Source organism: Streptomyces sp. NPDC050423, from assembly GCF_040655445.1.
Taxonomy (GTDB): Bacteria; Actinomycetota; Actinomycetes; order Streptomycetales; family Streptomycetaceae; genus Streptomyces.
This window is the reverse complement of the sequence record NZ_JBFAJY010000023.1, coordinates 56,841-83,245: the sequence shown is the minus strand read 5'-3', so window position 1 is coordinate 83,245 and position 26,405 is coordinate 56,841. Positions and strand designations below refer to the sequence as shown.

Here is a 26,405-nt window from a genome sequence, read left to right as displayed (position 1 = left end):
CGCGCTACTTGCCGGTGGGCGGCGTGGGCTTCTTGGCGGCGGGCTTGCGCGCGGGCGCCTTCTTGGCGGACGCGGGCGAGGGCTTGGCCTCCGCCTTGACGCTCCTGGCGGCGGGCGCGGGCTTGGCGACCGGCTTCGGCGCGGCCTTGGGCTCCGCCTTGGCCGTCCCGGCCTCCGGCCTGGACTCCTTGCGCGGCTCGACGACGACGGCGATCTCGACGATCTCCCCGGCGGTCTCGCCCCGCCACGTCCGCACGGTCTGCTCGCCGCGCTCGGCGACCTTCTCGTACGTCTCCCGGGCCCTGACCGCGTACTCGGCGGCCACACCCACGCTGCGCAGCGCCAGGTCCTGGGCGCTCTCGCCCAGCTTCTTCAGATCGGTGTCGAACGCCCCGATCACCTCGGTGACCTTGGCCTGGAGGGTGGCCTGCGCCTCCTTGGCCTGCCCGGTCACCTTCTCCTGCACGACCTTGGGGTCGGTGTTGCGCACGGCCTCGATACGCTCCGGCGCCTCGGCCCGCAGCTGCTCGATCAGCGCCGGAACCTTGCGCGCCTGCTGCACGGCGAGATCGGCCGTACCGGCGGCGAAGTAGAGGGGGGTCGGGTCGGTGAGGGTCTTGCGCAGGTCATCGGTGATGGCCATGACTGTGGTCCTCCCGGATCATCAGACTCAGTGTGAGGGTTTTGAAGGCTTTGAAGCTGTATCGGCAGCACTGCCGTCGGCATTGAAGGGCGCGTCCGCACCGGACGCACTCCCCTCCTCGCCCCCGGGCTCGTCCTCGAACCCGTTCTCCTTACGGAAGGAGGCGTAGATCTGCAGCAGCACGCTCTTCTGCCGCTCGTTGATCGACGGATCGGCCAGAATCACCGCCCGCGTCTCCAGCTCGTCCCGCTCCCGCTCGTCCAGGATCCCGGCCCGTACGTAAAGGGTCTCGGCGGAGATCCGCAGCGCCTTGGCGACCTGCTGCAGCACCTCGGCGCTGGGCTTGCGCAGCCCGCGCTCGATCTGGCTGAGATAGGGATTGGACACCCCGGCGGCATCGGCGAGCTGCCGCAGGGACAGCTGTGCGGTCCGCCGCTGCTCACGCAGGTACTCGCCGAGATTGCCGACGTTGAGTGATGCCATGCCTCGATGGTGGACCCTCGGTGCTAACTTTTGCAAGCAGACGCTTGCAAAAGTGTTCCGAACCACTCGTACGGGTGTCTGAGCCTGTGCGACAGGTGTGCCCCTGCCTCACGCGATCCGCGCCGACCTCATCGAAGCTGCTCCGGTCCGGGCCCACGTCTCGCCGAACCCGCTCCGCTCTTGGACAGCGGCCGCTGCGGCGACGGTGATCACTTCGCCGTAGCCGCGACGGCGATGTTCCCGGCACATCCCGGTGCACGCCGCCAGTCCGTCGCGCAGACGCCCATCGACCCGGAAGATCCCCGTGGACAGCCGTCCGACGACCCTACGGATCGCCCCTGCGCCTCGGACACGCGTGAGGGAACTGCTCGTCGGCGGCCTGCGCCGTGTCCTGGCACACCGGGGACCCGTTCCGCTGTCGGCAGACCGGCTGGACGTCATACGGGGAGCTGGCAGGATGGCCGCATGGGGATGAATACAGTGGTGCGCCGACTCGATCTGGGGTACTTCATCCGGCCCGCATCGGAGACGGGCGGCCCACAGCCACGGGTCGAACCCGTCCTTGCCTACCTGGTGCGGCACGACAAGGGGTTGATCCTCTTCGACACCGGGATCGGCAGCGCGGACCCCGGGACCGAAGCACACTACCGGCCCCGCCGGCGAGCGTTGCAGGACGCCCTGTCAGCGTCCGGAGTCGCCCTTGACGACATCTCCATGGTCGTGAACTGCCACCTGCACTTCGACCACTGCGGCGGGAACCCTCTCCTGAGCGGAAAGCCCGTCCTGGTCCAGGACGTCGAACTGGCCACCGCTCGTCGGGGCGACTACACGTTCGATGAGCTCATCGACTTTCCCGGCGCCACCTACGAGGAGATCGCGGGCGAAGCCGAGGTCTGGCCGGGAATCCGGATCATTCCGACGCCCGGTCACACCCAGGGGCACCAGTCGCTGGTCGTCCGGCAGGGCGACGGCACAGTGGTCCTCGCCGGCCAGGCACACGACTTCGCTTCCCACTTCGCGTCCGAGCAGCTGGCCCGCCACGCGACACTTCAGGGCGTGGAGCAGCCACTTCCTCCCTATCAGCACTGGCTGGACCGACTCGCCGACTTCGACCCGCGACGGGTGCTCTTCGCCCACGACTGCTCGGTCTGGGAACCGCCGCAGGCCGAAGGCCGCTGAGCCCCGCTTCCGCGTCCCGGACCGGAGCGGCCGGCCCGTCACGGCATCGACATCACACGTGCGCGAGGTCGGTGGGTAACGCGGCCCGCACCCGGACCGCTCCCCCGTCCCGGCCCGGTCAGCGCCGCCCCGCCCGTGCCAGGGCCTCGACCGCCTGAGCCGCCAGGGTGGCGACGAGACCGGCCGCGGGCGGCATGTCGGTGACGAGGTCGACGGCCTCGCCCGCCCATACCGGCAGGGGCGGCACATCGCCTCTGGCGACATCGGCCTGATAGTCCTGCCGGGCACCGGCGGACGCCGCGAGTTCCGCCTCCCGGCCCCGCCAGCGGTCGAGGTAGGGGTGGCCGAGGGTGCGAGCCGTGTACTTCGCCGGCCACCGGGACCCCCGCGCGATATCGAGAACCCGGCTGCGCTCCGTGTCCTGCCCGCGTCCCCGCACGAGCGCCTCGGTGACCGAGGGGTCGGCGAGCGCCTCCGCCGTGGCCTGGAACCGGGTGCCGATGACCGCTCCCGCAGCGCCCAGGGCCAGGGCGGCGGCCACGCCGCGGCCGTCAGCGATCCCACCGGCCGCCAGCACCGGTACGTGCTCCGCCAGATCCACCGCGACCGGCACGAACGGAAGCGTGGACCGCCCGCGCCGGGCACCGTGCCCACCGCTCTCGGTGCCCTGCGCCACGATGATGTCGGCGCCCAGGTCCACGGCCTGCCGGGCCTCCTCCAGATCGGTGACCTGAATGATCAGCGTCGAACCGGCCGCACGGACGGGTTCCACGAACGGGGCCGGGTCCCCGAAGGACAGCATCACCGCCCGGGGCCCGTACTCCAGCGCCTGCCCGACCGCACCGGCATCAGCCGCCCAGCTCAGGAACCCGACGCCCCAGGGCTCCTGCACGCCCGCCATGACCGGCAGTTCGCGGGCCAGCCAGTCCCGGTCCCCCATTCCGGCGCCCAGCATGCCGAGTCCGCCGCCGCGGGAGACGGCCGCCGCCGGCGCGCCCCCGGCCGATCCGCCCATCGGCGCCAGCACGATCGGGTACCGCACACCGAGCAATTCCGTGAACGCCGTCGAGAGTTCCATGACCGCAAGCATCACCCCGGCCCGCGTGCCACGTCATCCCCGCGTGCCATGTCAGCCCCGTCTGCCCAGGGCATCCCCGTCCACCACGTCATCCCGAGGCCGGACCGGAGACGACGCCTCTTCGGCCTACTTGGACTCGGCCCGCCCGAACGGCTCCGCCCCGGCCGCCGGCCACCTCCCGCGCCGCCTGCCGGGCGGAATCCCCGGGGCAGAGCTCCGTACGGAGGTAGGCCGAGGTGAGCCGCCGGCCGGCGGAGACCCGCTCGGGGTTCTCGTCCGTGGTCTCGGCGACGTCGTATCCGGAGACCCCGCCGAGCCCGTGCTCCGCACCGAACAGGGTGAGCAGGGACTTGGGGCCCGGGGAGAGGTGGTACGGGTCGTCGTGCCAGTCCGGGCCGCGGACGGTCAGGTGGGCGGAGGCGTCCTTGTCGCCCGCGACCACGAGCGCGGGCGCCCGCCCGGATCCGGGGCGGGTACTCGGCAGCCGGGGCGATCCGGGCCTGCCGCGCCCGGATCACCCCAGGAACGCCTCGACCGCCGCGGTGAACCGGCCGGCGTCGTCCAGCCACGGGTAGTGCCCCGCCCCCGGCTGCACGACGAGCGCCGCTCCGGGGAACAGCGCGGCGAATCCGGCCGCCGACCGAGGGGTGCTGTTCAGGTCGAACTCCCCGGCGAGCAGCAGGACAGGGGACCCGAAGCCGGCGATCGCCGCTCGGGTGGCGTCCGGGTCGAAGGCGCCCTCGGCCCCGAAGCCGGCGACGGCCTCCGGGTTCTCCGGCCGGCTCGCCGCGGAGTGCTCCCGTGCCGCGTCGTCCCACCGGCCGTAGAAGAAGGGGGCCACGGCCTCCCAGTCGCCGCCCTCTCCCCGGGTGATCGCGTCCAGCGCGGTGGACGCGGCCGGGTGCCACGGCTCGCCCCTCCGGAGCGCCGCGAGTTCGCGACGCTCCTCCCCGGTGATGTCGATACCGACGGCCCGGGTGCTCGGGGTGATCAGGGCGAGCCTGCCCACATGGTGCGGGAACCGGGCCGCGTACAGCGTCGCGATGTTCGTACCGGCCGAGTGGGCGAGCAGGTCCGGCCGGGGCAGGCCGAGGTGTTCGCGCAGGGCCTCGATGTCGTCGACGAGGCGGTCGCAGCGGTAGGACGAGGCGTCCTCGGGGACCGCGGACCGTCCGGTGCCGCGCAGGTCCGGGACGATCAGGCGGCGGTGATCGGACAGGCCGCCGAGTTCGCCCAGGTAGCGGGAGTCCGCGGGGCCTCCCGGGACGCAGATGAGCGGGTCGCCGTCCCCGTGGACGCGGTAGGCGAGCCGGGTTCCGTCGGACGCGCGGAAAGTGGTCACAGGAGGGTTCCTTTCTGCCGTGAACAGGCCGGTACGGCAGCGGAGCCGCCCGGTGGGCACGGGATGCGGAGGGGGGGGTTCCAGCTGCTGCCGCGGGCGGTGAGGGCGGCAGCAGCTGGAAGGGCGTGCGGCGCCGCGTCACCGGTGGGCCGTCGCCGCCTCCGTCGCCGCCCGGAGTGCGTCCCCGCCCGCGCCCGTCAACAGGTCCGCGCTGTCCGCCCACTGGTCCACGGCCCCGGTCAGCGGACGGCCGCGCAGCTCCGGGTCCGTGACCGAGGCGGCCAGCGGGCGGGCGAAGCGTTCCGCGTGCAGGACCAGGAACGGCCTGCCGTGGTACGGGCGCGGGGACGGGTCCACCGGGTCGACGAGGCCGCTCGCGTTCTGGCGGATCGCCACCGCCTCGTACGCGGCACAGAGGTGCCGTTCCCGTTCCGACAGGTCCGTGGCCGCCAGCGCGCCGCGCAGGGATGGCAACAGCCCTTCGGCCGCGTCCAGTTGAGCGAACGCGCTGCCCAGCCATTTGCCGTACGGCGCGTACCGCCGCTCCAGGAGCAGGCTGAGGCGCATGAGGTCGCGCACCAGCCGGGCCGCGACCACGGCCGAGCCGAGTTCGTCCCCGACCTCGGCGCAGCGCCCCACGAAGGCCTCCTCCTGGGAGATCCGCTGCCACTGACACGCCAGCAGGTAACGCCACACCTGTTCGGGATACCGGGCCAGCCGCCGCCGCGCGGCGGTGAGGAGGCCGGGGCCGTCGTGGAACACCGCGCCGCCGGTGATCCCGGCGAGCCTCTGCTGCGGCATCGCGAGCCAGTCCAGGACGGCGGGTTCGGCGGCCGACGCGTCGAAGCCGGCTTCCCGGGTCAGCCAGTCACCGAGGTCGTGCGCGGCCACGCGGTGGCTGACCGGCCCGTCGGTCGCCTCCATGTGCCCGACCGGGTCGAGCGGGTCATCGGCGGGGCGGAAGTGGGTGGGCCAGCCGCGGATCTCCTTCGGCAGCCGGTCCGCCAGGAGCCGCCGGATCGCCTCGCCGTGCGCCGTCACGTCGTCCGCCGCGAGAAAGAGGTCCAGACGCGGGCCCCAGTCGTGGTCGGCCGACCGGGCCGTGTCGAAGCCGAGCACCTCGGAGCCCGGCCCGATCCGCGCGGCGGCGTACGGCAGTCCGGGGAAGGCGGCGTCCAGGACCGGCCGCACCCCCTCCTCGTACAGAATCCGGGAGAGCTCCAGACCGGGCAGGAAGGCGGCTTCGGGGTGGGTCATACGGCCACTGTGCGGGGGCGGAACCGGTTCGGCCAGCGAAATAGTCCCGGACCGGCCGCGCCGGAACGCACCGCACCGCACCGCACCGCACCGGGAAAGTTCGCTTGCGGACGATCCGCCACAGACCGAATTGTTACCCTGCCAGACCGGCCCGAGTGGTCGCGGACCGGCGCGTGGTCATCCGGCTCCCGCGTCTCGCGGCTGTACGGAACGGCGCTGGAGATCCCCGCCGCGCAGTGAACACCCGGCGCGGAAACGGTCCTCGGCTGCCGGGCCCGGCGCTACTCCCCGTCCGGTTCCGCCGGCAGGCCGGGCCGTAGCCCCTCATCGGGCACCGTCACCAGGCGGACGGCCGTCTGCCGTGCGCCGGGGAATGTCCGCCAGGGCCTGTCCGGCGGGCCCGGCGGTGACCGCCCGTGCGGCCCCGCTGACGGCCCGTGCGGCACCCGCGCGGGCAGACGCTCTAGGATCCCGCCCATGGCACCCGACCCCGGCTACACCTGCTCCCGCTGCGGCGGACACCATACGGAACTCCCCATGGGGTACTCGACCATGGCGCCCGACGTCTGGGACGCGAGTCTGGAGAGCGACCCGGACAGCATGCTCTCGACGGACCAGTGCATCGTCAGACACGAGCACTACTTCATCAAGGGTCTGATCGAGATACCCGTGGCGGGCAGCCAGGAGCCGTTCTCCTGGGGCGTCTGGGTATCACTGAGCCGGGAGAACTTCGGCCGGACCCTCGATGTGTGGGAGACCCCGGGCCGGGAGTCCGAGAAGCCGTACTTCGGCTGGCTGACCACCGAGCTGGGGCTCTACTCCCCCCGTACGACCAACCTGAAGACCAACGCGCACACCCGCCCCATCGGCCGGCGCCCGCTCATCGAGCTGGAGCCGACCGACCACCCGCTGGCCGTGGAGCAGCGGAACGGGATCACGCTCGACCGGGTGCGGGAGATAGCCGAAGCGGTGCAGCACGCCGAGGACACCCCCTAAGGGCTATTCGCCGGCTCTCCGGCTCTCCGGCTCTCCGGCTCTCCGGCTCTCCGGCAAGCAGCGCCTGCGTCAGTCGCGTCGCGGGCAGGTCTGTCCGTAGGGGATTTCGGGAAGGTAAGCGCGCCATTCGCGGGGAGTGATCTGCCTTCCCGTGCGGCGGCAGATCGCCCGGGTCGCGGCCTGCGGTGACAGCTCGTAGGTGTGGGCCGCCGTGTGGCTGCCCGCCGCCCGCAGCACGTGGTCGCTCTCGAAGACGAGGCTGCCGATGGTGTCACCCGCGGTCGGCAGGGGCATACCGATGCGCTGGTGGGTGGTGGAGTCCCAGAGCTGCACGGACCCTTCGTCTCCGGCGACGGCCAGGGTGCGGCTGTCGGGTGTGAAGGCCAGGGCGGACACGTACTGGGAGGTGGACGTGTCCGGGTCGGCGAGTTCGCCGAGCCGCCGCGTGATCCGGCCGTCCCAGAGCCCGACCCGGCCTGAGCCGTCACCGACGGCCAGGTACTTCCCGTCAGGGCTGAAGGCCAGGGCCGTGGCCCTGCCCGGAGTCCGCGACGGAGGGAGCGGTGTGCCGGAGGGCAGTCGGTACGCCGTGCCCTGCGTCGTGGTGAGCAGGGCGCCGTCGGGGCTCAGTACCGGCCGGCCGGCCGCATCGGGGATGGTGGCGGTGACGGCCTTCTTTCCGACGTCCCAGATCCGGATGACCGCCGACGGGCCCGGTTCGCCGGCGATGACCAGTTTCCGGTCGTCCGGGGTGAAGACGATGTCCCGCCATTCGATCCCGCTGAGGTCGCTGCCCGCCAGGACGGCGGTGGTGCGCTGCCGGGGCACGTCGTAGAGGGCGATTCGCCCCGGGTCGGACGGGTCTTCGACTTCTGTCACACCGTAGGCGAGGGTCCGTCCTGTGGAGTCGAAAGCGAGAGCGACGACGCAGTGCTGGATTTTTTCGTACTGCGGACAGGGCACGCGCGGTGGCGTTGCGAGCAGCGCACCGGTCTTTCCGTCGAGGATGCGCACGCGGACGTGCCGGCCGTCCGGGTCCGGCCGGGCGACAGCGAGCTTGTCGCCCGAGCGGCTGTACTGGGCCGGCGCGGGCGCGCGGCCCCATGGGGCGGTGAACATCGGCCCCAGGTCGAGGGTGTGCACGAGGGGCCCCCAAGATCCTTCGGGGCCGCCGAGGTAGCGGAGTGTGTGCGACGCGGCATCGAGACGGAGGTCTTTGACGGTCTCGCCGGACAACTGGTGTCGTACCGACGGGAAGTCCGGGTTGGCCAGTCGCCACACGAGGATCTCCGTGCCGTCCGAGGCTGCCAGGTAGGAGCCGTCCTCGCTCAGCACCGCGGTCTTCAGCCCGCTTTGTTCCACCGGCGGCAGCTCCCGGCCCGAGGCGATGTGCCAGGCGCGAAACCCTCTGTCGGTGATCACCCCGAGGTATGCGCTGTCCGGACTGAAGACGATGTGTTCGTGAACGCACTGCTCAAGAGTGACTTCGGGAAGCCACGCAGCGGAGATGCGGCGCTTTTTGCCGACGTCCCACAGCTGTAGTCGCTCGCCTTCCGTGCACAGCGCCAGGTAACGGTCATCGGAGCTGACCGTCGCATCGGGAACGAGCCCATCAGGGATGACGGAGTGTCCGCCCATGAGAGTGAAGGGCCGATGCTCCATCTCCAACTGCTGCCTCAGCGCCGTCTGCCGGGCCCAGGGGATCCTTTCCAGCATCCCGGTATCCGTGCCGCCGCCTCCGGGAACCTCGATCCGCAGGAGTACGCGCCGGGTTTCCGCGTCGACCAGGCTGACCGAGTAGCCGGCCGCGTCGGAGTCGTAGACGGCAAGGCTGCGGCCGCTCGGCGTCATCTCCGCTCCGTCGTAGGCGGACAGCGCCGTGCTTCTGTCCGTGTGTCCGGTGGTGAGGTCACGCAGTGAGACCGTCCGACGGCCGTGCACCGGGACCGCTTCACCGCCGAATACCGGCAGCCACCGGGCGTCCGCGCGGATGAAGCCCGCTTCGTCGAAGTCCCGGCCGAGCCCGGGACGCACGTCGATGCGCCGGTGGCTGTCGACGTCCCAGCGGGCCACCCGGTCCGCGCCCACGCTGACGAGCGTGCGGCCGTCAGGGGTGAGGTGGCGCATGGACGCGGCACTGCTGTCCGGGTCGGTGAAGACGTCCTGCTGCTTCTGCACCATGGCGCTCAGCAGCGCCGATCGCGTCTCGGGCAGGTCGGCAACCTGCCAGGCGGCCAGGCTCAGGCGCATGGCGGTCTGTGGGTCGGACAGACGAAGGCCGGCGGCGGTACCGACGAGGCGGCGGGCCTCGGCCTCGCGGCGGCGTTGCTCGCTGATCCGGTTCTGCTGCCAGGCAGCCAGGCCGGCGAGGAGGCTCAGCGCAAGGAGAGCGGACAGGACGGTGATCCCGGCCCGGCGGCGGTGGTGCCGCCGGCGCCGGGCGGTGAGACTGGCCTTGAGGAACTGTCGTTCCCCATCGGTCAGTTCCCTGCTGTGCTCCGGGCTGCCGAAGTACCCCGCAGCCTCGTCCAGACGCAGCCCCCGGTACAGAGCCCCGGTGTCGCACTGAAGGCTCTGCCAGTTGGCGGCCGCTTCCGTGAGCCGGCGCTGGGCGCGGACCCGGTCGCGGCTCGCGTCGAGCCATGAGCCGAGCCGGGGCCAGGCAGCGAGCACGGCCTCGTGAGCGAGATCGACCCAGTCCTCGTCGAGGGTGATGAGGCGAGCGCGGGCGAGGCGTTCGAGGACGAGTTCGGTGTCCTGCGTGCCGCCCGGACCCAACGCGGTGATCTCGGCGCGTGGGGCGGGCCGGCGGGTGTCCGGGCTGCCCTTGCCCGGGGTGACCAGGCGGAGCAGGATGCGCCGGGCCGTGTCGGCCCGGTCGGGTGACAGGCGCCGGTAGAGGTCCTCCGCGGTGCGGGCGATCGCGCCGTGGATGCCGCCTGCCTCGTCGTAGGCGGCTTCGGTCAGTACCCTCCCTCTGCGGTGTCGCCAGGTCTCCAGCAGAGCGTGGGACACCAACGGGAGGCTGCCGTCCTCGTCGGCGGATTCGCTGAGGAGCCGCGCTGTCAGCGCACGTTCCACGACGAGCCCGGCGTGTGCCGCGGGCTTGATGATCGCCTCGCGCAGCTCCTCCGCACTCATGGGAGGCACCAGCAGGGTCGACTTGCGGGCCGCCTCGGCGAGTGCTCGATACCGGGTGAGGTGACCGTAGAAGTCGGCGCGGACAGCGATCACGACTCGTGCACCGCGGCCGGCCCCGGGGGCGGAGCACAGCAGTTCAACGAAGCGTGCGCGTTCGCCCGGGTCCGAGCACTGCGTGAAGATCTCCTCGAACTGGTCCACCACGAGCAGCGTGCCCTCGGTCATGGCTGTGGGATCGAGCAGTCCGGCATGGGTGTGCGCAGGACGCGGACCGGGTGTGAGGATGCGGATCGTGGATGTCCGGTGGCCACGGGTCGCGCCCTGCCGCACGCGGTGCAGCAGTCCTGCCCGCAGCAAGGAGGACTTGCCGCTGCCCGACGGCCCGACCAGCACGACCATCTCTCTTCGGACGAACAGGTCGACCAGTTCGTCGACGAGGTGGTCCCGCCCGAAGAACCGATCGTGGTCTTCGACGTCGAAGCGGGCCAGGCCCGGATAGGGGGAGTTGCCCGCTTCCGAGGCCGCGTTGTCGTCGCCCACTTCACGTACCGCCCGCTGCCAGCGTTCCTCCCACTCCTCGCAGTCGCCCTCGCAGGCACGGACGTAGGCGATGACGACCGGGAGCGTCGGTAATCGCACTCCGGCAGCGGCCTGCGCGAGGGTCGCGGCGGAGTACTGCCCCTTGCCCGCCATCGCCCGGTAGGTGATTCCTCCGGCCTTGTCACGCAGCTTCCGCAAGGCGCCGGCGAATTCGGCGACAGGCCCCCCGTCCATGTCCAACGGCCGCTCACGACGCCCCATGGCTTCCCCCTCATCCGCAGGCTGCCCCATCGAAGCTACGAACCTCGGCGGGCGTCCACAAGGCGGCACACCGCCCGCCCGCGTGGGCCGCCGCGATTGTCCGAAGTGGCAAAAGGGGGCTGCCGGACAATCGCCCGGCCGCGAAAGCTGAGGTCATCCCGAGACGGCCGCACCTGACGCGGCGGTCTCCCCCGCACGGCCCGAGAAGGACCGTGCGGGCCAGGGAAGCCCGCGACCTCGGTCGCGCACGGAGCTGCCGGCTGTCGGCGGCTCCCCAGCCGAAGGAGACAACACCACATGGGACGTCATCGTTTGACCCTTGCCGCGCTCGGAGCCACGCTGGCACTGGGAAGCGCGCTGAGCACCGGATCCGGAGCAGTGGCGGCCACGCCCGCGGGCACCACGGCGGCGTGGGGCGGCTGCGCCGTCGGGGACATCTGCGTCTACTCGGGCGCCAACGGCACCGGGTCGGTATGCGCTTGGGACGGAGACGACCTCGACTGGCGCGGCGGCACCGTCCAGTGCAGTTGGTCCGGGTCGAAGAACGTCCTGTCGGTCTGGAACCGCGGTACGGGAGGGGATGGCTCCTACCGGCACGTGAAGTTCTACAAGGGTGCCGACTACAAGGGCTACAACGGCTGCGTCCACCAGGGCGCCAAGGGCAACACCGGGTCGCACCTCAGGTCTCACAAGTGGGCCACCAGCTGCTGATCCGCACACTCGCGCCGGGGAGCGACGCCTTCGTACCCCTCGCGACGGGGCCGACGTGAGAGGGCCGCGTCGCTGAGACCCGCGCAGTGGTCGGGTACCCGAGTGGGATGACGATCCGGGTACCCGACCACATCCCGGCCGCAGAACACCTGCTGGGGCGGTCCGCGGCCTACCGCCCCAGCCCCGACCGCAGCTGTGCGAACCCCAGCTCCGCCGCCTCGACCGCGTCCCCGTACACCTGGTCCGCGCTCTGTCCCGCGCTGATCCGCCGCCAGTTGTCCAGGGCGAGGATGCGCAGGACCGCGATGATCTGGCCCGCGGCCAGCCGATCGGGCACCCGGTCGCCCAGGGCACGGGCGAGAGCGGCCTCGGAGCGGCCCTGGTACGCGTAGAGCCTGGCCACCAGGGACGGCGTGCCGTAGAGCAGCCGGTGGAACGCCAGCACCTCGGGCACGTCGCAGAGGCCGGTGACCGGGTCGCGCCGCTCCAGGCCGTCCAGGAAGTTGCGCCGCAGCGCGTCCAGCGGGGATTCGCCGTCCGCGCGGGCGGCGACCGTCCGGGCGGGCTCGTCCTCGTGATCGGCGAACCGGTGCAGGACCAGGTCCTCCTTGGACGGGAAGTACCGGAACAGCGTCGGCTTGGAGATGTCCGCGGCGGCCGCGACCTCCGCCACCGAGACCTTGTCGAAGCCGCGCTCCAGGAACATCGCGATCGCGGCGTCGGAGACGGCCTGGTACGTCAGCTGCTTCTTCCGCTCGCGCAGGCTCATGGGCGCGTTCGGCCCACGGGGCGCGTCCTCGTCCGCCGCCGCGCCGGACCCGGGCTTCTCTCCGCTCATGACCATGAAGCGTACGGCCGGACTCACCGACGCCGCTCCCGGACCAGCACCTCGATGCCGTCCAGCACCCGTTCGAGGCCGAAGCGGAACTCGTGGCCGGGCTCCTCCGGGCCCAGGATCACGCCGGACGCCACCAGCCGGGAGAGCGCGGGATGGCGCTCGGGGTCGACCAGCCGGTCCAGGGTGCGGGCGTAACCCTCCATCACCTCTTGCGCCGATACGCCGCGCGCCTCGACGGCCGCGTCCAGATCGCCCATGAGCAGCGCCTCGTTCCGTACGAAACCACTGACCAGAAGGATGACGGAGACCGCGTCGCCCGGCCCGAGACCGCTGCCTTCGAGGGCCTGGAGGCCCTGTTCCCACCAGGCGACGGAGTGCGGGCTCGCCGGCGGTCCGGAGATCGGGATGCGGAGCATCCACAGGTTGCGGTGGAAGACCCGGCGCTGCGCCCAGGCCCACTGCGCGAGCGCCTCCCGCCAGCCGGCCCCCTCCTCCAGGGCGGGCAGCGGGGGCGGCGGGCCCATGGCCGCCTCCTGCATGAGTACGTAGAGCTCGTCCTTGGCGCCCACGTACCGGTAGAGCGACATCGTCGAGGCGCCGAGGTCCTTGGCGACCCGGCCCATGGACACCCCGCCGAGCCCTTCGGACGCCGCCACCGCCACCGCGGCGTCCACGATGCGCTCCAGGGTGAGCCCCGGCTTGGGTCCCTTCACCGGGCGCGCCCGCAGCCCCCAGGCGGCCTCGATGCTGACCGGCAGGCCCGTACCGCCCGGCGAACCGTTCTCTTCCGTCACCTGAACCCACCTTCCCTTGACGGCCATCCTAGTTATGCGTAACCCTTACACAGTAACGCGTAACCAATACGCAGAAGACCCCATGCGCAGAAAGCGGTGCACCCATGCCACGAGGCACACCCATGCCCCCGGCCGCCATGATCGAGGCCCACGGCCTGACCAAGTCGTACGCAGCGGCAGCGCCGCCCGTCCTGGACGGCGTGGACCTCCGGGTCGACCGCTCCACCGTCTTCGCCCTGCTCGGCCCCAACGGCGCGGGCAAGACCACCGCCGTCCGCATCCTGGCCACGCTCACCACCGCCGACAGCGGCACGGCCCGCGTCGCCGGGTACGACGTCGTGGCCGACCGGAGCCGGGTGCGCCGCGCCATCAGCCTCACCGGGCAGTACGCCGCCGTCGACGAGACGCAGACCGGCGAGGAGAACCTGCGCATGATGGGCCGGCTGGCCGGCCGCTCCCGGGCCGACGCCCGCCACCGCGCCGCCGAACTCCTCGAACGCTTCGGCCTCACCGAAGCGGCCCGCCGCACCGTCCGCACGTACTCCGGCGGCATGCGGCGCAGGCTCGACCTGGCGGCCGGACTGGTCGGCAGCCCGCGGCCGGAGGTCTTCTTCCTGGACGAGCCGACGACCGGTCTCGACCCCCGCAGCCGGCAGGAGCTCTGGCAGGTGGTCCGCGGCCTGGCCACCGACGGCGCCACGGTCCTGCTCACCACCCAGTACCTGGAGGAGGCCGACCGGCTCGCCGACCGCATCGCCGTCCTCGACCGGGGCCGCAAGGTCGCCGAGGGCACCGCGGACGCGCTGAAGTCACGCGTCGGGGGACACCGCCTGGACCTGGTCATGGCCGACCACGCGAGCTACCTCCGGCTCACCCACCGCGCCGTCCACCACGCCCCCGCGACCCTCACCCTCGGGCTGCCGACGGACGGCTCGGCGGCCCGGGTCCGGGCGCTGCTCGACGAGATCGACCCGGACGGCACGGCGGTCGAGCGGTTCACCCTGCACACCACCACGCTCGACGACGTCTTCCTGGCCCTGACCGCGACGACGCGGACACCGGCCGCCCATGTCTGAAACGCTCGCCACCACCGCCCCGGCCCGGCCCCTGTCCGGGATCCGCGCCCCGCTCCTCCACGCCGGCACGATGGCCGCCCGTTCGCTGCGCATCAGCAGGCGCAACACCGACGCCCTCGTCACCTCGCTGATGCTGCCGATCATGCTGATGCTGATCTTCGTCTACTTCTTCGGCGGCGCGATCGACACCGGGGTCGCGCACACCGCGTACGTCACCTACGTCGTCCCCGGCGTCCTGCTCCTGTGCGCCGGCTTCGGCTCCGCCACCACCGCGGTGGCCGTCAGCGAGGACATGAAGAGCGGCATCATCGACCGCTTCCGCACCCTCGACATCGGCGGTACGCCGATCCTCGCCGGCCACGTCGCCGCGAGCACGGCCCGCAACCTGGTCTCCACCGCCCTGGTACTGGGCGTCGCCCTCCTGATCGGCTTCCGCCCCACCGCCACCGCCACCGGCTGGCTCCTCGCCCTCGCCGTCCTGGTCGCGTACATCGTCGCGCTGTCCTGGCTGTCGGCGGCGATCGGCCTGCTCGCCAAGACCCCGGAGGCGGCCGGGGGATTCACCTTCCTGATGTCGTTCCTGCCCTACCCGAGCAGCGCCTTCGTCCCGGTCGACTCCATGCCCAGCTGGCTCCACGGCTTCGCCGACCACCAGCCCATCACCCCGGCCATCGAGTCCCTGCGCGGTCTCCTGCTGGACCAGCCGGTGGGCAACTCCCCCTGGATCGCGCTGACCTGGGCCGGCGGCATCCTGCTGACAGCGATGGCGCTGTCGGGCGCGCTGTTCAGGGTGCGGACCCGGTGACGACGGAACCGGGCACTCCTGCCGGAACCTGTCCGGTCAGAACACGTCCGGGCACCAGGCCCGCCGCCCCGCCCGGAACACCACGTCCGCCAGCGCCGCCGCGCCCGGGGTCAGCTCCTCTACGCGGTCCAGGGCCGCCAGCCGCAGGGCCGACTCGTCGCCCAGGTAGAGCGTCCCCAACTCCCTGACGTCCAGGGCCAGATCCGCGCTGCGCGTCGTCGGGGCGCAGGTGGCGCCGGCCGGGGACGCGTCCAGGTGGAAACGGCCGGCGGTGAGGCCGGTGGCGTCGTGGATGTCCAGGACCAGGGAGCCGGGGACCGCATAGGTGCGGGCCTCCAGCGCGCGTACGACGTCCAGGACGCGCACCCACAGGAAGTCCGCCTGCGTCACCACGCGGGCCGCGCGCGGGTCCGGGAGGAGCAGCGGGAGCAGGTCGTCGGGGGCGCGGTTGCCGGTACGGACCGTGGTGACCCAGTCGACCGAGCAGAGGAAGTGCCACAGCGCCCGCTCCGCCGCCGGGGTCGTCGCGATCATGCTGCGCACCGTCGCCCGGTTCAGCGGCTGCTTGGCGTCGCCCCAGTGGTCGTCGGCGCGGTAGACGAGGAGACCGTCCACGGTGCCCTCGGCGTCACGGTGGACGGCGTGGAACGGCTCGGTCCAGTGGTCGTTCGGGAAGAGCGCGTTGCCGGTCGTCAGGTCCCACCAGCGGTCGCCGCGGCTCACCACCCCGTGCTGCCGGGCCCGCAGCCGGTCGTGGAGGGCCGGCCCCAGCTTGCGCACCTCCGCGCCGTCCACCAGGTCGATCCGGCCGCCGTCCGCGGGCGACGTCCCGGACAGCCGGGGGTCGAGCCCCGCCCGGGGTATGTCGATCTCCCACTCGGTGGTCCAGGCCGCGGGACCGAAGCCGTAGCGCCCGTAGATCGGGTACTCGGCGGCGATCAGCGTGGCGGCCACGTCGCCGCGCTCCTTGGCCGCCGCCAGGTCGTTCGCCATCAGCCGGGTGAGCAGCCCGCGACGGCGGTGGGTGGGGGTCACGGTGACGTTGGTGATCGCGTCGGCCGGCACCGTCGCCCCGCCGACGACGGTCAGCTCCTGCGCGAACGAACGGAACGTCGCCACGCACCGGCCGGCGTCGAACACCCCCTGGACGCGGGCCGGATCCATGTGCGGCAGCCGTCCGGCCACCTCCTCGTCCGAGGGGGTCGGCGGGCGCAGGAAGCCGGTGTTCAAGGCACGCAGCCAGTCGGCGAACTCGGACTCGGTGACGGGACGGGCCTCAAGGCTGTTCATGCGCTCCACGCTAGACACGGCGGTGCGGGATGTCGCCCGCTTTTCCTGGTGTACGGGACCGGCGTTCGGGCCGGAACCCGGCCCCGTGCACCGGCGTCAGAACGCCGCCCGGATCTCCCCCACCTCCGCGGCGCCGCCCAGCAGCGGCGCCCGGCCGATCCGCGACACCACCGGGGCGTCCACCCCGAGCAGCCCCAGCGCACGGGCCAGGACGGGGCCGAGCGCACGGCCCGAGCCGTCGTCGACCTTGAAGGCCAGGGCCCTGCCGTCCGCGAGCGCCACCGCTTGTACCGCCTCCGCGCCCATCTTGGACAGCGTGCCCGGCACCTCGCGCATCAGCCAGGTGTCGGGGCGGCGGGTGCCCGCCACGTACTCGGGGTGGGCGCGCATCGCGTCCGCCACCCGGCGCTCCGCCGTGTCCGGTGCCGCCGTGACGAACGTACGGAACGCCCGCGCGAGGCCCACCAGGGAGATCGCCATCAGCGGCGCCCCGCAGCCGTCCGTGCCGACCGCGGCGACCGGTTCGCCCGCCGCCTCCTCGACCACCTGGTGGACCAGCCGCTGGAGCGGGTGCGCCGGGTCGAGGTACGTGGCCGGGTCCCAGCCGTTGCGCACGCACACCGCGAGCATCGCCGCGTGCTTGCCCGAGCAGTTCATGGTGATCCGCTCCCGGACGTGGCCCGCGGCGAGATACGCCTCCGCCTCGGCCGGGTCCAGCGGAAGGTCGGGCGGGGTCTGCAGATCGTCGGTCGACAGTCCGTGCTCGGTGAGCATCTTGCGTACGAGATCGAGGTGGAAGCCCTCGCCGGCGTGGCTCGCGGCGGCCAGCGCCAGCCGCTCCCCGGACAGTTCGAGCCCGGCCCGCAGCACGGCCGCGGCCTGCATCGGCTTGTTGGACGACCGGGGGAAGACCGGTGCCGCCGGATCGCCGATGGCCAGCTCGACGCTGCCGTCGGCGGCCAGGACCACCAGTGATCCGCGATGGTGGCCCTCGACGAAACCGGACCGTACGACCTCGGCCAGCACCGGCGGGGCGGGTGCCGGGCCGGATATGGCGCCGGACGGGGCGGACGGGGCTGCGCTGGAGGTCATGGTGGCCTTCCGGGGACGGGCTGCGGGACCCGCCCCCGGAGGGGTTGCCTCAGGCGAGCAGGTCGTCTACTTGTGCTTCCCCGTCACGGTACCTGCGGGCGATCTCCGCACTGCAGCCGTCCGCGGTGCGCTGGAGCCGGTGACGGCGCCGGGAGACCTGCTGCTCGTAGCGGACCAGGCGGCCCATCGCGGTGTGCAGCTCTTCGTCCGTACGGGCGTCGAGGTCGGAGAGTTCGACCTCGGCGAGCGTCTCGGCGGCCAGCTGCCGGTACTCGTCGCTGCGCGGGGTGCTCAGCGTCACGTGCCGGGCGGAGGAGCGGTGCAGCGACGGGGCGTCGGCGAGGATCTCCGAGAGCCGGTCCACCACCGGCGACTCGGGGTCCCGCCGCCGGGCCAGCTCGGCCCGCAGGATGTCGATGCGGCCCTGGACCAGCCGCCGCACATAGCTGAGGTCGGCCTCGTCGCGCTGCGAGTCGCGGCGCAGGGTGCGCAGCTCCGGCAGCCGCAGGGCGCCCAGTTCGGGCGGGGGCGCGGCCGGACCTTCGTCGGAGCCCTGTCCGGTCCGCTGCACGGGTGGGCGCATGGTGCTCGTACCCGTACCCGCACTGCTGTTGACGCCGGCACGCGTGACCGGCACGGTGCCCGGGGACTGCCCGGTTCCATGGGTGCTCATGCTTGTGTCCATCCCCTCGACCGGTGCGTCGGCGCACCGCCTCCGAGCATCGTGCCACTCCGAGGGTGCCGGTGGAGATGCTCTGTACCCGTTCAGCCCAAGATAGGTTGGTCTGTATGCGTGCAGTGGTACAGAGGGTGGACGGCGCGAGCGTCACGGTGGCCGACGCCGACGGCGAGGGCGGCGGCCCCGCCGTGGTCGGCGAAATCATCGGCGAGGGCCTGTGTGTGCTGGTCGGAGTCACTCATGAGGACACCCCCGAGAAGGCGGCGCAGCTCGCCCGCAAGCTCTGGTCGGTCCGCATCCTGGAGGGCGAGAAGTCCTGCTCCGATGTGAATGCACCGCTTCTGGTGATTTCGCAGTTCACTCTCTACGGGGACGCCCGGAAGGGCCGCCGGCCCACCTGGAACGCCGCCGCGCCCGGCGAGAGTGCCGAGCCGCTGGTCGACGAGGTGGTCGCGCGGCTGCGGGCGCTGGGGGCGCGGGTGGAGACGGGCCGGTTCGGGGCGGACATGCGGGTCTCGCTCACGAACCACGGCCCGTTCACCGTCATCATCGAGGTCTGATCCGGCGGCCGGAGGGCGGCAGGGCAGGGTCTACGGCTCGACGACCGTCTCCTGGGCCGCCGCCGTGTTCTCCCCCGCCAGCAGCTCCGCGTCCACCGCCACGTTCCGCTTCACCAGGGCCAGGGCGATCGGCCCCAGCTCGTGGTGGCGGGCGGAGCTGGTGATGAAGCCGAGCTGACGGCCCTCGGGCCCGTCCGCCGCGAGCCGGACCGGGGTGCCGTGCCCGGGGAGCAGCACCTCGCTGCCGTCCAGGTGCAGGAAGACCAGGCGGCGGGGCGGCTTGCCCAGGTTCTGCACCCGGGCCACGGTCTCCTGGCCCCGGTAGCAGCCCTTCTGGAGGTGGACGGCGGTGCCGATCCAGCCCAGCTCGTGCGGGATGGTGCGGTGGTCGGTCTCGAAGCCGAGGCGCGGACGGTGGCCCTCGACGCGCAGCGCCTCGTAGGCCAGGACCCCGGCGGCCGGGCCGTTCTCCGCCGCGTACGCCTCGAGTTCGGCGCGCGGCAGGAACAGGTCACGGCCGTACGGCATCTCCCGTACCGCGACTCCCTCCGGCGCCGGAGCGATGGAACCGGCCGGCAGGTACACGACCGCGAAGTCCTCGGTGCGGTCGGCGACCTCGACCCGGTAGAAGAACTTCATCGACTCCAGGTAGCCGATCAGCTCGCCCTGGGTGTCCGGCTCGACGTGCATCCACACGGTCTCGCCGTCGTCGACGAGGTACATGGCGTGCTCGATGTGCCCGTTCGCGGTGAGGATCAGGGACTCGGTGGCCTCACCCGGTGCCAGGTCGGTGACGTGCTGGGTGATCAGGAGGTGCAGCCAGGCCAGCCGGTCGCTCCCGGTGACGGTGACGACGCCGCGGTGCGAGAGGTCGACGAGGCCGGAGCCGTCGGCGAGGGCACGCTGCTCGCGGAACAGGTCGCCGTAGTGCGCGGCGACGCCTTCGTCGCAGCCCTCGGCGGGGACGGCGCCGGGCAGGGACAGCAGGGGGCTCTTCATGCGACCAGCGTACGACTCGGGCCCGCGGAGACGGTCGGGCGACCTCTCAGGCCGGCTTCGCGGACCGCTCCGCCGCCTTCGCCGCGCAGTCCGCGCAGCGGCCGAAGATCGCGAAGTGCTTCATGTCCGTCTCGAACCCGAAGGTGCCGCGCAGCTTCTCGGTGAACTCGGCGACGACGCCGACATCGGCCTCGATGACGTTCGTGCAGTCCCGGCAGACCAGATGGATGTGGTGATGGCGGTCGGCCAGGTGGTACGTCGGGGCTCCGTGGCCCAGATGGGCATGGCTGACCAGCCCCAGCTCCTCCAGGAGCTCCAGGGTCCGGTAGACGGTCGAGATGTTCACACCGGACGCGGTCCTGCGCACCTCGGAGAGGATGTCGTCGGGCGTCGCGTGTTCCAGCGTGTCGACGGCTTCCAGGACAAGCTGCCGCTGCGGCGTCAGCCGGTAGCCGCGCTGCCGAAGATCGGTCTTCCAGTCGGTGCTCACCACAGGCCCAGTGTAGGCGGGCGCGGCTGCCGCACCCAGCGGAGTGCGGAGTCCGCGGGACGGGGTGACCGCCCACCGGCTACTTGAAGAACGCGATCCCGTCGTCCGGCAGGTCACCGAGGCTCTTCGCCATCGCGGCGACCTCTTCGGGGGTGACGACCTTCTTCAGGTGTGCCGACATGTACGGCCGCAGCTCCACCTCGGGCGTGGACTTCTCGCCGACCCACATCAGGTCGCTCTTCACATAGCCGTAGAGCCGCTTGCCACCGTTGTACGGGCCGGAGGCCGCGGTCCGGGCCACCGCGTCGGTGACCAGGTCGATCTGCGGCTTCCTGTGGGCCAGCTCGCCGTACCAGATCTCGATGACGCCCTGGTCCCGGACCATCACGACCTCGACCTTGCGGTCCTTGTCGATGCGCCAGTAGCCGGACTCGGACTCCAGCGGCCGGACCTTCTCGCCCTCGGCGTCGAGCACCCAGGAGTGCGAGACGTACTCCAGGAAGTCCCGGCCGTCGTGGCTGAAGGAGACCTCCTGGCCGAAGTTGCACTTCTCGGCACCGGGGAAGTCGGACACACCCGCGCCCACCCAGTTGCCCAGGAGGAAGGCCAGCGGGACGAGGTCCGGGTGGAGGTCGGACGGAATCTCGATCATGAGCGGCTCAGACGATCTGTGAGGCGGGGGGACGGGGAGGGGCGCGCGTGGAGCCGGGAGGTCAGCGCTGACCCTCGTACAGCTTCTTCACGGTCAGGCCGACGAAGGCGAGGGTGCCGACACAGACCAGGACCAGCAGGGTGGTGAAGAATGCCTCAAGCACGGGAGCTCCTTGAACGAGCGATATGGCAGCAGTACGGGCCGGGGCCCAGCCTAATGGGTGGGGGCCCGGCCCGCCGGTTCGGGGTTTGCCTCGGGGCGGCCGGCTCCGCGGGGCGGCCCGCCCGAGGATTAGAGTTCGGCACATGCCGAAGAAGCTCGTGATCAAGGTGACCGCAGGTGCCGACTCCGCCGAGCGCTGCTCGCAGGCGTTCACGGTGGCGGCGGTCGCCGTCGCCAGTGGCGTGGAGGTCTCGCTCTGGCTGACCGGGGAATCCGCCTGGTTCGCGCTGCCGGGTCGGGCCGCCGAGTTCGAACTGCCGCATTCGGCGCCGCTGCCGGATCTGATCGAGTCGATCCAGGCGGGCGGCCTCATCACGCTCTGCACCCAGTGCGCGGCCCGCCGCGACATCACCGAGCAGGACGTCCTGGAGGGCGTACGGATCGCCGGCGCCCAGGTCTTCGTCAGCGAGATCATGGCCGACGGCGTCCAGGCCCTCGTCTACTGACGGATCCGGTCCGTCACCGGCGGCGCTTCTTCCCGTCGAGTTCGTCCCACCACTCGTCGGACTCCGGGTCGCCCGTGGGGTTCACTTTGCCCGCCCCGCCCCTGGGGCCCGGGGGCGGATCGTCCCACCAGCGGTCCTCCGGGCCCTTCCGGTTGGCCACGATCGCCGCGACGGGCGGGATGACCATGGCGATCACACACATGATGATGGCGGCCGGAACCGACCAGAGCCTCACGAAGGCCCAGGCCGAGACGAAGAGGGCGAGACATCCGCCCATCATCAGGAAATATGCGCGACGGCGTCGGGCGTACATAGGACCAGCGTAGGCCTGATCCGCCTGCTCAGCCGATCCTGGAGCGGACGGGACGACGCCCGGACGGCGCGAAGGGCCGTACCCCGGTTCAGTGGGCGTCCAACCCCCTGGGGTACGGCCCTCAGGCCGGTTCGGCAGCCGCGGAGCGGCGGCAGCCGGTACCTCTCCTAGACGGCGATGGCCACCTCGGAGAGGCCGCCCGTCTGTGCCACGACCGTGCGGTCGGCGCTGCCGCCCGGGACGAGGGCGCGCAGCGTCCAGGTGCCCTCGGCCGCGTAGAAGCGGAACTGTCCGGTGGCCGAGGTCGGGACCTCGGCGGTGAACTCACCGGTCGAGTCCAGCAGGCGGACGTAGCCGGTGACGGGCTCGCCGTCGCGGGTCACGCTGCCCTGGATGGTGGTCTCACCGGGCTTGATCGTCGAAGCGTCGGGGCCGCCGGCCTTTGCTCCACACATGGTGTTCTGTCCTTCTGATCGGGGGTCATGCCGGTCTGGTTCGTGCCGGTCCGGTGCGGGCCGGTCGGCAAGTCCCGCGATTTCTCCGGGGACTCACCGATGCGCGCGAAGAACTACTTGTTGGCGCCCAGCTCGATCGGCACACCCACGAGGGAGCCGTACTCGGTCCACGAGCCGTCGTAGTTCTTGACGTTGTCGACGCCGAGCAGCTCGTGCAGCACGAACCAGGTCAGGGCCGAACGCTCACCGATGCGGCAGAGAGCGATGGTGTCCTTCGCCAGGTCGACCTGCTCGTCCTCGTAGAGGGCCTTGAGCTCGTCGTCCGACTTGAAGGTGCCGTCGTCGTTGGCGTTCTTCGACCACGGGATGTTGCGCGAGCTCGGCACGTGGCCGGGACGCTGCGACTGCTCCTGCGGGAGGTGGGCCGGGGCGAGCAGCTTGCCGCTGAACTCGTCGGGCGAGCGCACGTCGACGATGTTCTCGTTGCCGATCGCGGCGACGACGTCGTCGCGGTAGGCGCGGATCGACTCGTCCTGCGGCTTGGCCTTGTACTGGGTGGCCGGGCGGGACGGGATCTGGTCGCCGTCCACCAGGTCGCGGGAGTCGAGCTCCCACTTCTTGCGGCCGCCGTCGAGCAGGCGGACGTCCTGGTGACCGTAGAGCTTGAAGTACCAGAACGCGTAGGACGCGAACCAGTTGTTGTTGCCGCCGTACAGGACGACGGTGGTGTCGTTGCCGATGCCCTTGCCGGACAGCAGCTTCTCGAAGCCCGCCTGGTCGATGAAGTCGCGGCGGACCGGGTCCTGGAGGTCCTTGGTCCAGTCGATCCGGACCGCGTTCTTGATGTGGTTCTTCTCGTACGCGGAGGTGTCCTCGTCGACCTCGACGATGACAACCTTCGGGTCGTCGATGTGGGCCTCGACCCAGTCGGCGTCTACCAGGACGTCACTGCGGCTCATTGTGTTCTCCTCCGGGGCAGTCTGCGGCGAGATGGTGCGAGTTGGTGCGGGATGCGGATGTACGGGAGCCGGTCCGGCGCGTGCACAGAGGCATCGGGATGGCCCCGACGAACGGTCGAAGGGCCGGGAATGCGGGAAATCGACGGATCCCGCTCAGACAGTGCGACAGAGCATGGCGGCGACGCGGCACAGGTCCACTGCCCGCCGCTTCGTGAGATCCGCCCGTCCCCGCTGTGGGAGACCGCTAATAGAGCACTGCATGGGACCGATCGTAGGGATGTACGGGCGGACATGTCACCGTTGTGTCGCATATTGAGACACGATCGTCCACCATGCGGGACGGAGGGGCCGTCGCGCCCACTTCCGGGCCGCTCACCGGAGCGTCGCGCCCGTCGGACATCTACGGAACGGACGCGGCCGTCTCAGTATGTGGCGCGGCCCTGTCGCGACCCGGTCGCGGCCCTGTCGCGGCCCTGTCGTGGCGGGGGTCAGCCGGCGAGCGAGACGTCGGTGCCGGTCACCGAGATCTCCAGGCCCGCGGCGGTCGGCTGGATCTTCTCCAGCTTCAGGCCGTTCGGCAGTCCGCCGACCTCGCGCTCGAAGTCGGCCTTCTTGCGCACCAGGCCCTCCAGCCCGGGGATTCCCTCGCCCGGCACCTTGTCGGCGTGCACCCGGACGGTGTGGCCGTCGACCAGGGTGACGGTGGACAGGACGCTGCGCGAGATCGTGCGGCCGAGGATGTCGACCGCGCCGGTCACCTTCACCTTGCCGTTGCCGCCGTACTCGACGGCGACGTCCGCGCTGGCCGCCTTGGTGAGGTCCGCGTACGAGATCACGGCCGTCCCGGTCGCCCGTGCGGCGGTGGCGCCGGAGAACCCGTCGGTCAGCCGGACCTGGTGCAGTTCGGCGTTCATCCGGCTGATCCGGAGCGTGTGGCCGTTCGCGCTGGTCTCGACGCCGGTGATCTTCACGTCGACCTCGTCGAGCTCCGATCCGGCGACCTGGGTCAGGAACGGGAAGCCCTTGATGTCGACGTCCGTCGAGCCGATCTCCGTACCGGAGACCTGTACCCGGTCCGCGACCCGGGACTCGGCGAAATACACCGCCGCGCGGTCGACGGCGATGAACACGCCGGCCAGAACCACCACTATGACCAGCAGTATTCGCAGTGCACGCATGCCTGTCCTCCCCACCCGCGTCCGTTCGGACCCCTGGCGCCCGTGAGCCTACTGCGGCCGCACGTCACACCCCGGGTGATCGACGAGCGGAAGCCCCCCATCGGTTCCCCGTGGAGGGCTTCGGCCTCTGTGACGTGTGAGACGTGACGCGATTCGCGTGACGGTCTCGTGCGACGGTTACGCGATCGCGCGGCCGATCAGGTACACGGCGGGCGCGGCCGCGGTGAGCGGCAGCGCGACTCCGGCCGTCATGTGCACGAAGCGTGACGGGTAGTCATAGCTGGCCACCCGCAGCCCGATCAGCGCACAGCCGCCGGCGGCGAGGCCGAGCAGCGCACCCTTCGCCCCCAGATCGGTGACGGCACCCGCCGCGGCACCCGCACCCGCGGCGACGACCAGCGCCGCCACGACGGAGGCCGGTCCGGGCAGCGGCAGAGCCCGTGCGAGCACCGCGAGGGCGACGGCGACCCCGCCGACCGTCACCGCGTCCGGGACCGCCGCGAGGTGCCCGGCGGCCAGGACCGCGAGCGCGGCCGAGGCGACGGTGGCCATCAGCCCCTGCATCCGCTCGTCGGCACCCGCCCGGCTGCGCAGCTGGAGGACGATGGTGAGCAGCACCCAGACACCGAGTGTGCCGAGGATCGCGGCCGGCCCGTTCTCCCGGCCCGCGGCCAGCAGCACCACATCGGCGACGAGACCGCCGGCGAACGCGAGCGCGATGCCCTGCCGGGCCGGCCACATGCCGTTGAGCCGGAACCACCCGGCCGCGGTCACCGCCTGGAGCAGTACGAGCGGGACGACCAGGGCGTACGAGCCGATGGCCGCACCGAGCGCGAGCAGCAGCCCGAGCCCCGCGGTGATCGCGGCCGGCTGCATACCGGGCGCGATGATCGGCGAACGGCCCTCGGCCCGTGCGCGCTGGGCGTCCGTGATGCGGCTGTTGCCCAGCGTGGTGGGCGCGCTGTATCCGTCGTCCTGCGCGGCGCCCGCGGCGGCGGCCACCGGCGCGGGCGCGGCGGGAGGAGCGGCCGGGACCTCCGGGGGCAGCGGGTACGCGCCGGACGCGCCCTGCGGCGAGAGGTGGTCGGCGTCGGCGGCGGGCCGGACGGGCTCGGCGGCCTGCGCCGGCTGCGCGGGCTGCACCGGCTGCTGCCTCGGCTGGATGGTGGGCTGGTACTGGGTGTCCCAGGTCTGGCCCTCCCAGGTCTGCGCGACGCCCTGCTCCCCGGCCGGCCAGTCGTCCCCCGCCGGCGGGGCCTGGAAGGGCTGAGGAGCCGGCTGCGGCTCGTGCGGCTGCTGTGCGGCCTGGCGGGGGTGGGTGTGGTGCGCGGCCTGGTAGGGCTGCTGTACGGCCTGCTGCGGCTCGTAGGTGCCCTGCGGCATCTGCGGCGGCTCGTAGGTGCCCTGCGGCATCTGCGGTGCGTACGGCGCCGCGCCGCCCGGGTGGGGAGCCTGCTGCCCGTAGGACGGTTCGCCGTACGGCTGACCGCTCCGGGGCTGACCGCCGTGGGGCTGCTGCCCGTACGCGGGATCCGGGTAGGCCGGGTCCCCGTACGCCTGGTCCCCGTACGGCCGCGGCTCCTGGCCGTACGGCTGATTCGGCTGCTGCGGCTGATTCGGGTACGGATGCTGCTGATCGCTGCTGCTCATGTTCTGCGGTTCACCCTCCTGCGAACGGCGGGAGCACCTCGACCGTGCCGCCCTCGGCAAGGCGTACGGTCTCATGGCTCCGGGTCCCGACGGGGTCACCGTCGATGAGGAACGAACACCTTTGCAGCACTCGGGTCAACTCGCCGGGGTGCTGGTCGCGCACCGCGTCGAGCGCCTCCTTGAGCGTCGCGGCGGCGTACGGCTCCTCCGCCGTTCCGGCAGCGGCCTTGGCGGCCGCCCAGTAACGGATCGTTCCCGCGGGCATGGCGGCGCTCC

Annotated in this window: 28 protein-coding genes and 1 pseudogene; 7 read left to right on the top strand and 22 right to left on the bottom strand. The window is 72.0% G+C overall.

Going from position 1 to position 26,405, the window contains the following annotated elements; translation table 11 throughout:
* Positions 1–4 precede the first annotated feature (4 nt).
* Positions 5–643 (bottom strand): hypothetical protein, encoded by a 639-nt coding sequence (locus tag AB0I52_RS18755; protein ID WP_363073882.1) that lies wholly within the window; start codon positions 641–643, stop codon positions 5–7.
* Positions 644–670: 27 nt separating this feature from the next.
* Complete coding sequence (locus AB0I52_RS18750; protein ID WP_363073880.1) at positions 671–1,126, bottom strand: helix-turn-helix transcriptional regulator; 456 nt, start codon at positions 1,124–1,126, stop codon at positions 671–673.
* Between the two features lie 465 nt (positions 1,127–1,591).
* Here AB0I52_RS18750 and AB0I52_RS18745 point away from each other — a divergent pair, with 465 nt between their 5' ends.
* The gene (locus AB0I52_RS18745; protein WP_363073878.1) at positions 1,592–2,305 is read left to right on the top strand and encodes an N-acyl homoserine lactonase family protein; all 714 of its coding nucleotides are present in this window, start codon (positions 1,592–1,594) and stop codon (positions 2,303–2,305) included.
* A 118-nt stretch (positions 2,306–2,423) separates the two neighbouring features.
* Here AB0I52_RS18745 and AB0I52_RS18740 read toward each other — a convergent pair whose 3' ends face one another.
* The 4 genes and pseudogenes from AB0I52_RS18740 to AB0I52_RS18725 form a co-directional block, all read right to left on the bottom strand.
* Positions 2,424–3,383 (bottom strand): nitronate monooxygenase, encoded by a 960-nt coding sequence (locus AB0I52_RS18740; RefSeq protein WP_363073876.1) that lies wholly within the window; start codon positions 3,381–3,383, stop codon positions 2,424–2,426.
* Positions 3,384–3,509: 126 nt separating this feature from the next.
* Positions 3,510–3,834 (bottom strand): annotated as a pseudogene (locus AB0I52_RS18735) (chlorophyllase); the annotation flags it as partial.
* A gap of 63 nt (positions 3,835–3,897) precedes the next feature.
* Positions 3,898–4,725 carry an alpha/beta hydrolase gene (locus tag AB0I52_RS18730; protein ID WP_363073874.1) on the bottom strand — a complete coding sequence of 276 codons (828 nt, stop codon included), beginning with the start codon at positions 4,723–4,725 and terminating at the stop codon, positions 3,898–3,900.
* A 138-nt stretch (positions 4,726–4,863) separates the two neighbouring features.
* Positions 4,864–5,982: a DUF4037 domain-containing protein gene (locus AB0I52_RS18725; RefSeq protein ID WP_363073872.1), complete on the bottom strand. Its 1,119-nt coding sequence runs from the start codon at positions 5,980–5,982 to the stop codon at positions 4,864–4,866.
* Positions 5,983–6,519: 537 nt separating this feature from the next.
* On the opposite strand from AB0I52_RS18725, the gene AB0I52_RS18720 reads away from it, so the two are divergent.
* Positions 6,520–6,978: a DUF2199 domain-containing protein gene (locus tag AB0I52_RS18720; protein WP_363073939.1), complete on the top strand. Its 459-nt coding sequence runs from the start codon at positions 6,520–6,522 to the stop codon at positions 6,976–6,978.
* A 69-nt stretch (positions 6,979–7,047) separates the two neighbouring features.
* Here the strand turns inward: AB0I52_RS18720 and AB0I52_RS18715 are convergent, their stop codons facing one another.
* On the bottom strand, positions 7,048–10,920 hold the full coding sequence (locus tag AB0I52_RS18715; protein ID WP_363073870.1) for a hypothetical protein: 3,873 nt from the start codon (positions 10,918–10,920) through the stop codon (positions 7,048–7,050).
* 297 nt (positions 10,921–11,217) lie between these two features.
* Between AB0I52_RS18715 and AB0I52_RS18710 the strand changes: the two genes are divergently transcribed.
* Positions 11,218–11,631 (top strand): peptidase inhibitor family I36 protein, encoded by a 414-nt coding sequence (locus AB0I52_RS18710; protein ID WP_363073868.1) that lies wholly within the window; start codon positions 11,218–11,220, stop codon positions 11,629–11,631.
* A gap of 169 nt (positions 11,632–11,800) precedes the next feature.
* Here AB0I52_RS18710 and AB0I52_RS18705 read toward each other — a convergent pair whose 3' ends face one another.
* Complete coding sequence (locus tag AB0I52_RS18705) at positions 11,801–12,475, bottom strand: TetR family transcriptional regulator (protein ID WP_363073937.1); 675 nt, start codon at positions 12,473–12,475, stop codon at positions 11,801–11,803.
* A gap of 17 nt (positions 12,476–12,492) precedes the next feature.
* Positions 12,493–13,263 carry a TetR/AcrR family transcriptional regulator C-terminal domain-containing protein gene (locus tag AB0I52_RS18700; protein ID WP_363073866.1) on the bottom strand — a complete coding sequence of 257 codons (771 nt, stop codon included), beginning with the start codon at positions 13,261–13,263 and terminating at the stop codon, positions 12,493–12,495.
* A gap of 104 nt (positions 13,264–13,367) precedes the next feature.
* On the opposite strand from AB0I52_RS18700, the gene AB0I52_RS18695 reads away from it, so the two are divergent.
* Complete coding sequence (locus tag AB0I52_RS18695; protein ID WP_363073864.1) at positions 13,368–14,339, top strand: ATP-binding cassette domain-containing protein; 972 nt, start codon at positions 13,368–13,370, stop codon at positions 14,337–14,339.
* A 70-nt stretch (positions 14,340–14,409) separates the two neighbouring features.
* Positions 14,410–15,144, top strand: coding sequence for an ABC transporter permease (locus AB0I52_RS18690; protein ID WP_363073935.1), 735 nt, complete (start codon positions 14,410–14,412; stop codon positions 15,142–15,144).
* Positions 15,145–15,180: 36 nt separating this feature from the next.
* On the opposite strand, the gene AB0I52_RS18685 is transcribed toward AB0I52_RS18690, so the two are convergent.
* The 3 genes from AB0I52_RS18685 to AB0I52_RS18675 all read right to left on the bottom strand — a co-directional run bounded on the left by AB0I52_RS18685 (position 15,181) and on the right by AB0I52_RS18675 (position 18,199).
* The gene (locus AB0I52_RS18685) at positions 15,181–16,434 is read right to left on the bottom strand and encodes a GNAT family N-acetyltransferase (RefSeq protein WP_363073862.1); all 1,254 of its coding nucleotides are present in this window, start codon (positions 16,432–16,434) and stop codon (positions 15,181–15,183) included.
* 96 nt (positions 16,435–16,530) lie between these two features.
* Positions 16,531–17,526, bottom strand: a complete 996-nt coding sequence (locus AB0I52_RS18680; protein WP_363073861.1) for an asparaginase — start codon at positions 17,524–17,526, stop codon at positions 16,531–16,533.
* A 49-nt stretch (positions 17,527–17,575) separates the two neighbouring features.
* A complete protein-coding gene (locus AB0I52_RS18675) occupies positions 17,576–18,199 on the bottom strand; it encodes an ABC transporter substrate-binding protein (RefSeq protein ID WP_363073859.1) in 624 nt (207 codons plus the stop codon).
* 116 nt (positions 18,200–18,315) lie between these two features.
* Between AB0I52_RS18675 and dtd the strand changes: the two genes are divergently transcribed.
* Positions 18,316–18,765 carry a D-aminoacyl-tRNA deacylase gene (gene dtd / locus AB0I52_RS18670; RefSeq protein WP_363073857.1) on the top strand — a complete coding sequence of 150 codons (450 nt, stop codon included), beginning with the start codon at positions 18,316–18,318 and terminating at the stop codon, positions 18,763–18,765.
* Positions 18,766–18,795: 30 nt separating this feature from the next.
* Here dtd and AB0I52_RS18665 read toward each other — a convergent pair whose 3' ends face one another.
* The 3 genes from AB0I52_RS18665 to AB0I52_RS18655 form a co-directional block, all read right to left on the bottom strand.
* Positions 18,796–19,764, bottom strand: a complete 969-nt coding sequence (locus tag AB0I52_RS18665; RefSeq protein WP_363073855.1) for a glycine cleavage T C-terminal barrel domain-containing protein — start codon at positions 19,762–19,764, stop codon at positions 18,796–18,798.
* 46 nt (positions 19,765–19,810) lie between these two features.
* Entirely contained in the window at positions 19,811–20,257 is a 447-nt protein-coding gene (locus AB0I52_RS18660; protein ID WP_363073853.1) for a Fur family transcriptional regulator, read from the bottom strand.
* Between the two features lie 76 nt (positions 20,258–20,333).
* Positions 20,334–20,906 (bottom strand): FABP family protein, encoded by a 573-nt coding sequence (locus AB0I52_RS18655; protein WP_363073851.1) that lies wholly within the window; start codon positions 20,904–20,906, stop codon positions 20,334–20,336.
* Between the two features lie 305 nt (positions 20,907–21,211).
* Between AB0I52_RS18655 and AB0I52_RS18650 the strand changes: the two genes are divergently transcribed.
* A complete protein-coding gene (locus AB0I52_RS18650; protein WP_123460672.1) occupies positions 21,212–21,574 on the top strand; it encodes a DsrE family protein in 363 nt (120 codons plus the stop codon).
* A 13-nt stretch (positions 21,575–21,587) separates the two neighbouring features.
* On the opposite strand, the gene AB0I52_RS18645 is transcribed toward AB0I52_RS18650, so the two are convergent.
* The 7 genes from AB0I52_RS18645 to AB0I52_RS18615 form a co-directional block, all read right to left on the bottom strand.
* Positions 21,588–21,887 carry a DUF3099 domain-containing protein gene (locus tag AB0I52_RS18645; RefSeq protein ID WP_363073849.1) on the bottom strand — a complete coding sequence of 100 codons (300 nt, stop codon included), beginning with the start codon at positions 21,885–21,887 and terminating at the stop codon, positions 21,588–21,590.
* A 167-nt stretch (positions 21,888–22,054) separates the two neighbouring features.
* Positions 22,055–22,342 carry a DUF1416 domain-containing protein gene (locus AB0I52_RS18640; protein WP_018490348.1) on the bottom strand — a complete coding sequence of 96 codons (288 nt, stop codon included), beginning with the start codon at positions 22,340–22,342 and terminating at the stop codon, positions 22,055–22,057.
* A 113-nt stretch (positions 22,343–22,455) separates the two neighbouring features.
* A complete protein-coding gene (locus tag AB0I52_RS18635) occupies positions 22,456–23,301 on the bottom strand; it encodes a sulfurtransferase (RefSeq protein WP_363073847.1) in 846 nt (281 codons plus the stop codon).
* Between the two features lie 153 nt (positions 23,302–23,454).
* A complete protein-coding gene (locus AB0I52_RS18630) occupies positions 23,455–23,562 on the bottom strand; it encodes a putative leader peptide (RefSeq protein ID WP_353962123.1) in 108 nt (35 codons plus the stop codon).
* A gap of 227 nt (positions 23,563–23,789) precedes the next feature.
* Positions 23,790–24,479: a DUF2993 domain-containing protein gene (locus tag AB0I52_RS18625; protein ID WP_363073845.1), complete on the bottom strand. Its 690-nt coding sequence runs from the start codon at positions 24,477–24,479 to the stop codon at positions 23,790–23,792.
* A gap of 177 nt (positions 24,480–24,656) precedes the next feature.
* The gene (locus AB0I52_RS18620; protein WP_363073843.1) at positions 24,657–26,129 is read right to left on the bottom strand and encodes a hypothetical protein; all 1,473 of its coding nucleotides are present in this window, start codon (positions 26,127–26,129) and stop codon (positions 24,657–24,659) included.
* A 10-nt stretch (positions 26,130–26,139) separates the two neighbouring features.
* On the bottom strand, positions 26,140–26,394 hold the full coding sequence (locus tag AB0I52_RS18615; protein WP_363073841.1) for a MoaD/ThiS family protein: 255 nt from the start codon (positions 26,392–26,394) through the stop codon (positions 26,140–26,142).
* Positions 26,395–26,405: the final 11 nt, after the last annotated feature.

Coding starts and splice junctions, on each gene's coding strand:
- AB0I52_RS18640 (WP_018490348.1), bottom strand. CDS start 22,342: ATGTGTGGAGCAAAGGCCGGCGGCCCCGACGCTTCGACGATCAAGCCC.
- AB0I52_RS18695 (WP_363073864.1), top strand. CDS start 13,368: ATGCCACGAGGCACACCCATGCCCCCGGCCGCCATGATCGAGGCCCAC.
- AB0I52_RS18685 (WP_363073862.1), bottom strand. CDS start 16,434: ATGAACAGCCTTGAGGCCCGTCCCGTCACCGAGTCCGAGTTCGCCGAC.
- AB0I52_RS18655 (WP_363073851.1), bottom strand. CDS start 20,906: ATGATCGAGATTCCGTCCGACCTCCACCCGGACCTCGTCCCGCTGGCC.
- AB0I52_RS18615 (WP_363073841.1), bottom strand. CDS start 26,394: ATGCCCGCGGGAACGATCCGTTACTGGGCGGCCGCCAAGGCCGCTGCC.
- AB0I52_RS18755 (WP_363073882.1), bottom strand. CDS start 643: ATGGCCATCACCGATGACCTGCGCAAGACCCTCACCGACCCGACCCCC.
- AB0I52_RS18725 (WP_363073872.1), bottom strand. CDS start 5,982: ATGACCCACCCCGAAGCCGCCTTCCTGCCCGGTCTGGAGCTCTCCCGG.
- AB0I52_RS18750 (WP_363073880.1), bottom strand. CDS start 1,126: ATGGCATCACTCAACGTCGGCAATCTCGGCGAGTACCTGCGTGAGCAG.
- AB0I52_RS18630 (WP_353962123.1), bottom strand. CDS start 23,562: ATGCAGTGCTCTATTAGCGGTCTCCCACAGCGGGGACGGGCGGATCTC.
- AB0I52_RS18745 (WP_363073878.1), top strand. CDS start 1,592: ATGGGGATGAATACAGTGGTGCGCCGACTCGATCTGGGGTACTTCATC.
- AB0I52_RS18690 (WP_363073935.1), top strand. CDS start 14,410: ATGGCCGCCCGTTCGCTGCGCATCAGCAGGCGCAACACCGACGCCCTC.
- AB0I52_RS18715 (WP_363073870.1), bottom strand. CDS start 10,920: ATGGGGCGTCGTGAGCGGCCGTTGGACATGGACGGGGGGCCTGTCGCC.
- AB0I52_RS18625 (WP_363073845.1), bottom strand. CDS start 24,479: ATGCGTGCACTGCGAATACTGCTGGTCATAGTGGTGGTTCTGGCCGGC.
- AB0I52_RS18710 (WP_363073868.1), top strand. CDS start 11,218: ATGGGACGTCATCGTTTGACCCTTGCCGCGCTCGGAGCCACGCTGGCA.
- AB0I52_RS18620 (WP_363073843.1), bottom strand. CDS start 26,129: ATGAGCAGCAGCGATCAGCAGCATCCGTACCCGAATCAGCCGCAGCAG.
- AB0I52_RS18650 (WP_123460672.1), top strand. CDS start 21,212: ATGCCGAAGAAGCTCGTGATCAAGGTGACCGCAGGTGCCGACTCCGCC.
- AB0I52_RS18705 (WP_363073937.1), bottom strand. CDS start 12,475: ATGGTCATGAGCGGAGAGAAGCCCGGGTCCGGCGCGGCGGCGGACGAG.
- AB0I52_RS18720 (WP_363073939.1), top strand. CDS start 6,520: ATGGGGTACTCGACCATGGCGCCCGACGTCTGGGACGCGAGTCTGGAG.
- AB0I52_RS18665 (WP_363073855.1), bottom strand. CDS start 19,764: ATGAAGAGCCCCCTGCTGTCCCTGCCCGGCGCCGTCCCCGCCGAGGGC.
- dtd (WP_363073857.1), top strand. CDS start 18,316: ATGCGTGCAGTGGTACAGAGGGTGGACGGCGCGAGCGTCACGGTGGCC.
- AB0I52_RS18635 (WP_363073847.1), bottom strand. CDS start 23,301: ATGAGCCGCAGTGACGTCCTGGTAGACGCCGACTGGGTCGAGGCCCAC.
- AB0I52_RS18645 (WP_363073849.1), bottom strand. CDS start 21,887: ATGTACGCCCGACGCCGTCGCGCATATTTCCTGATGATGGGCGGATGT.
- AB0I52_RS18680 (WP_363073861.1), bottom strand. CDS start 17,526: ATGACCTCCAGCGCAGCCCCGTCCGCCCCGTCCGGCGCCATATCCGGC.
- AB0I52_RS18740 (WP_363073876.1), bottom strand. CDS start 3,383: ATGGAACTCTCGACGGCGTTCACGGAATTGCTCGGTGTGCGGTACCCG.
- AB0I52_RS18675 (WP_363073859.1), bottom strand. CDS start 18,199: ATGAGCACCCATGGAACCGGGCAGTCCCCGGGCACCGTGCCGGTCACG.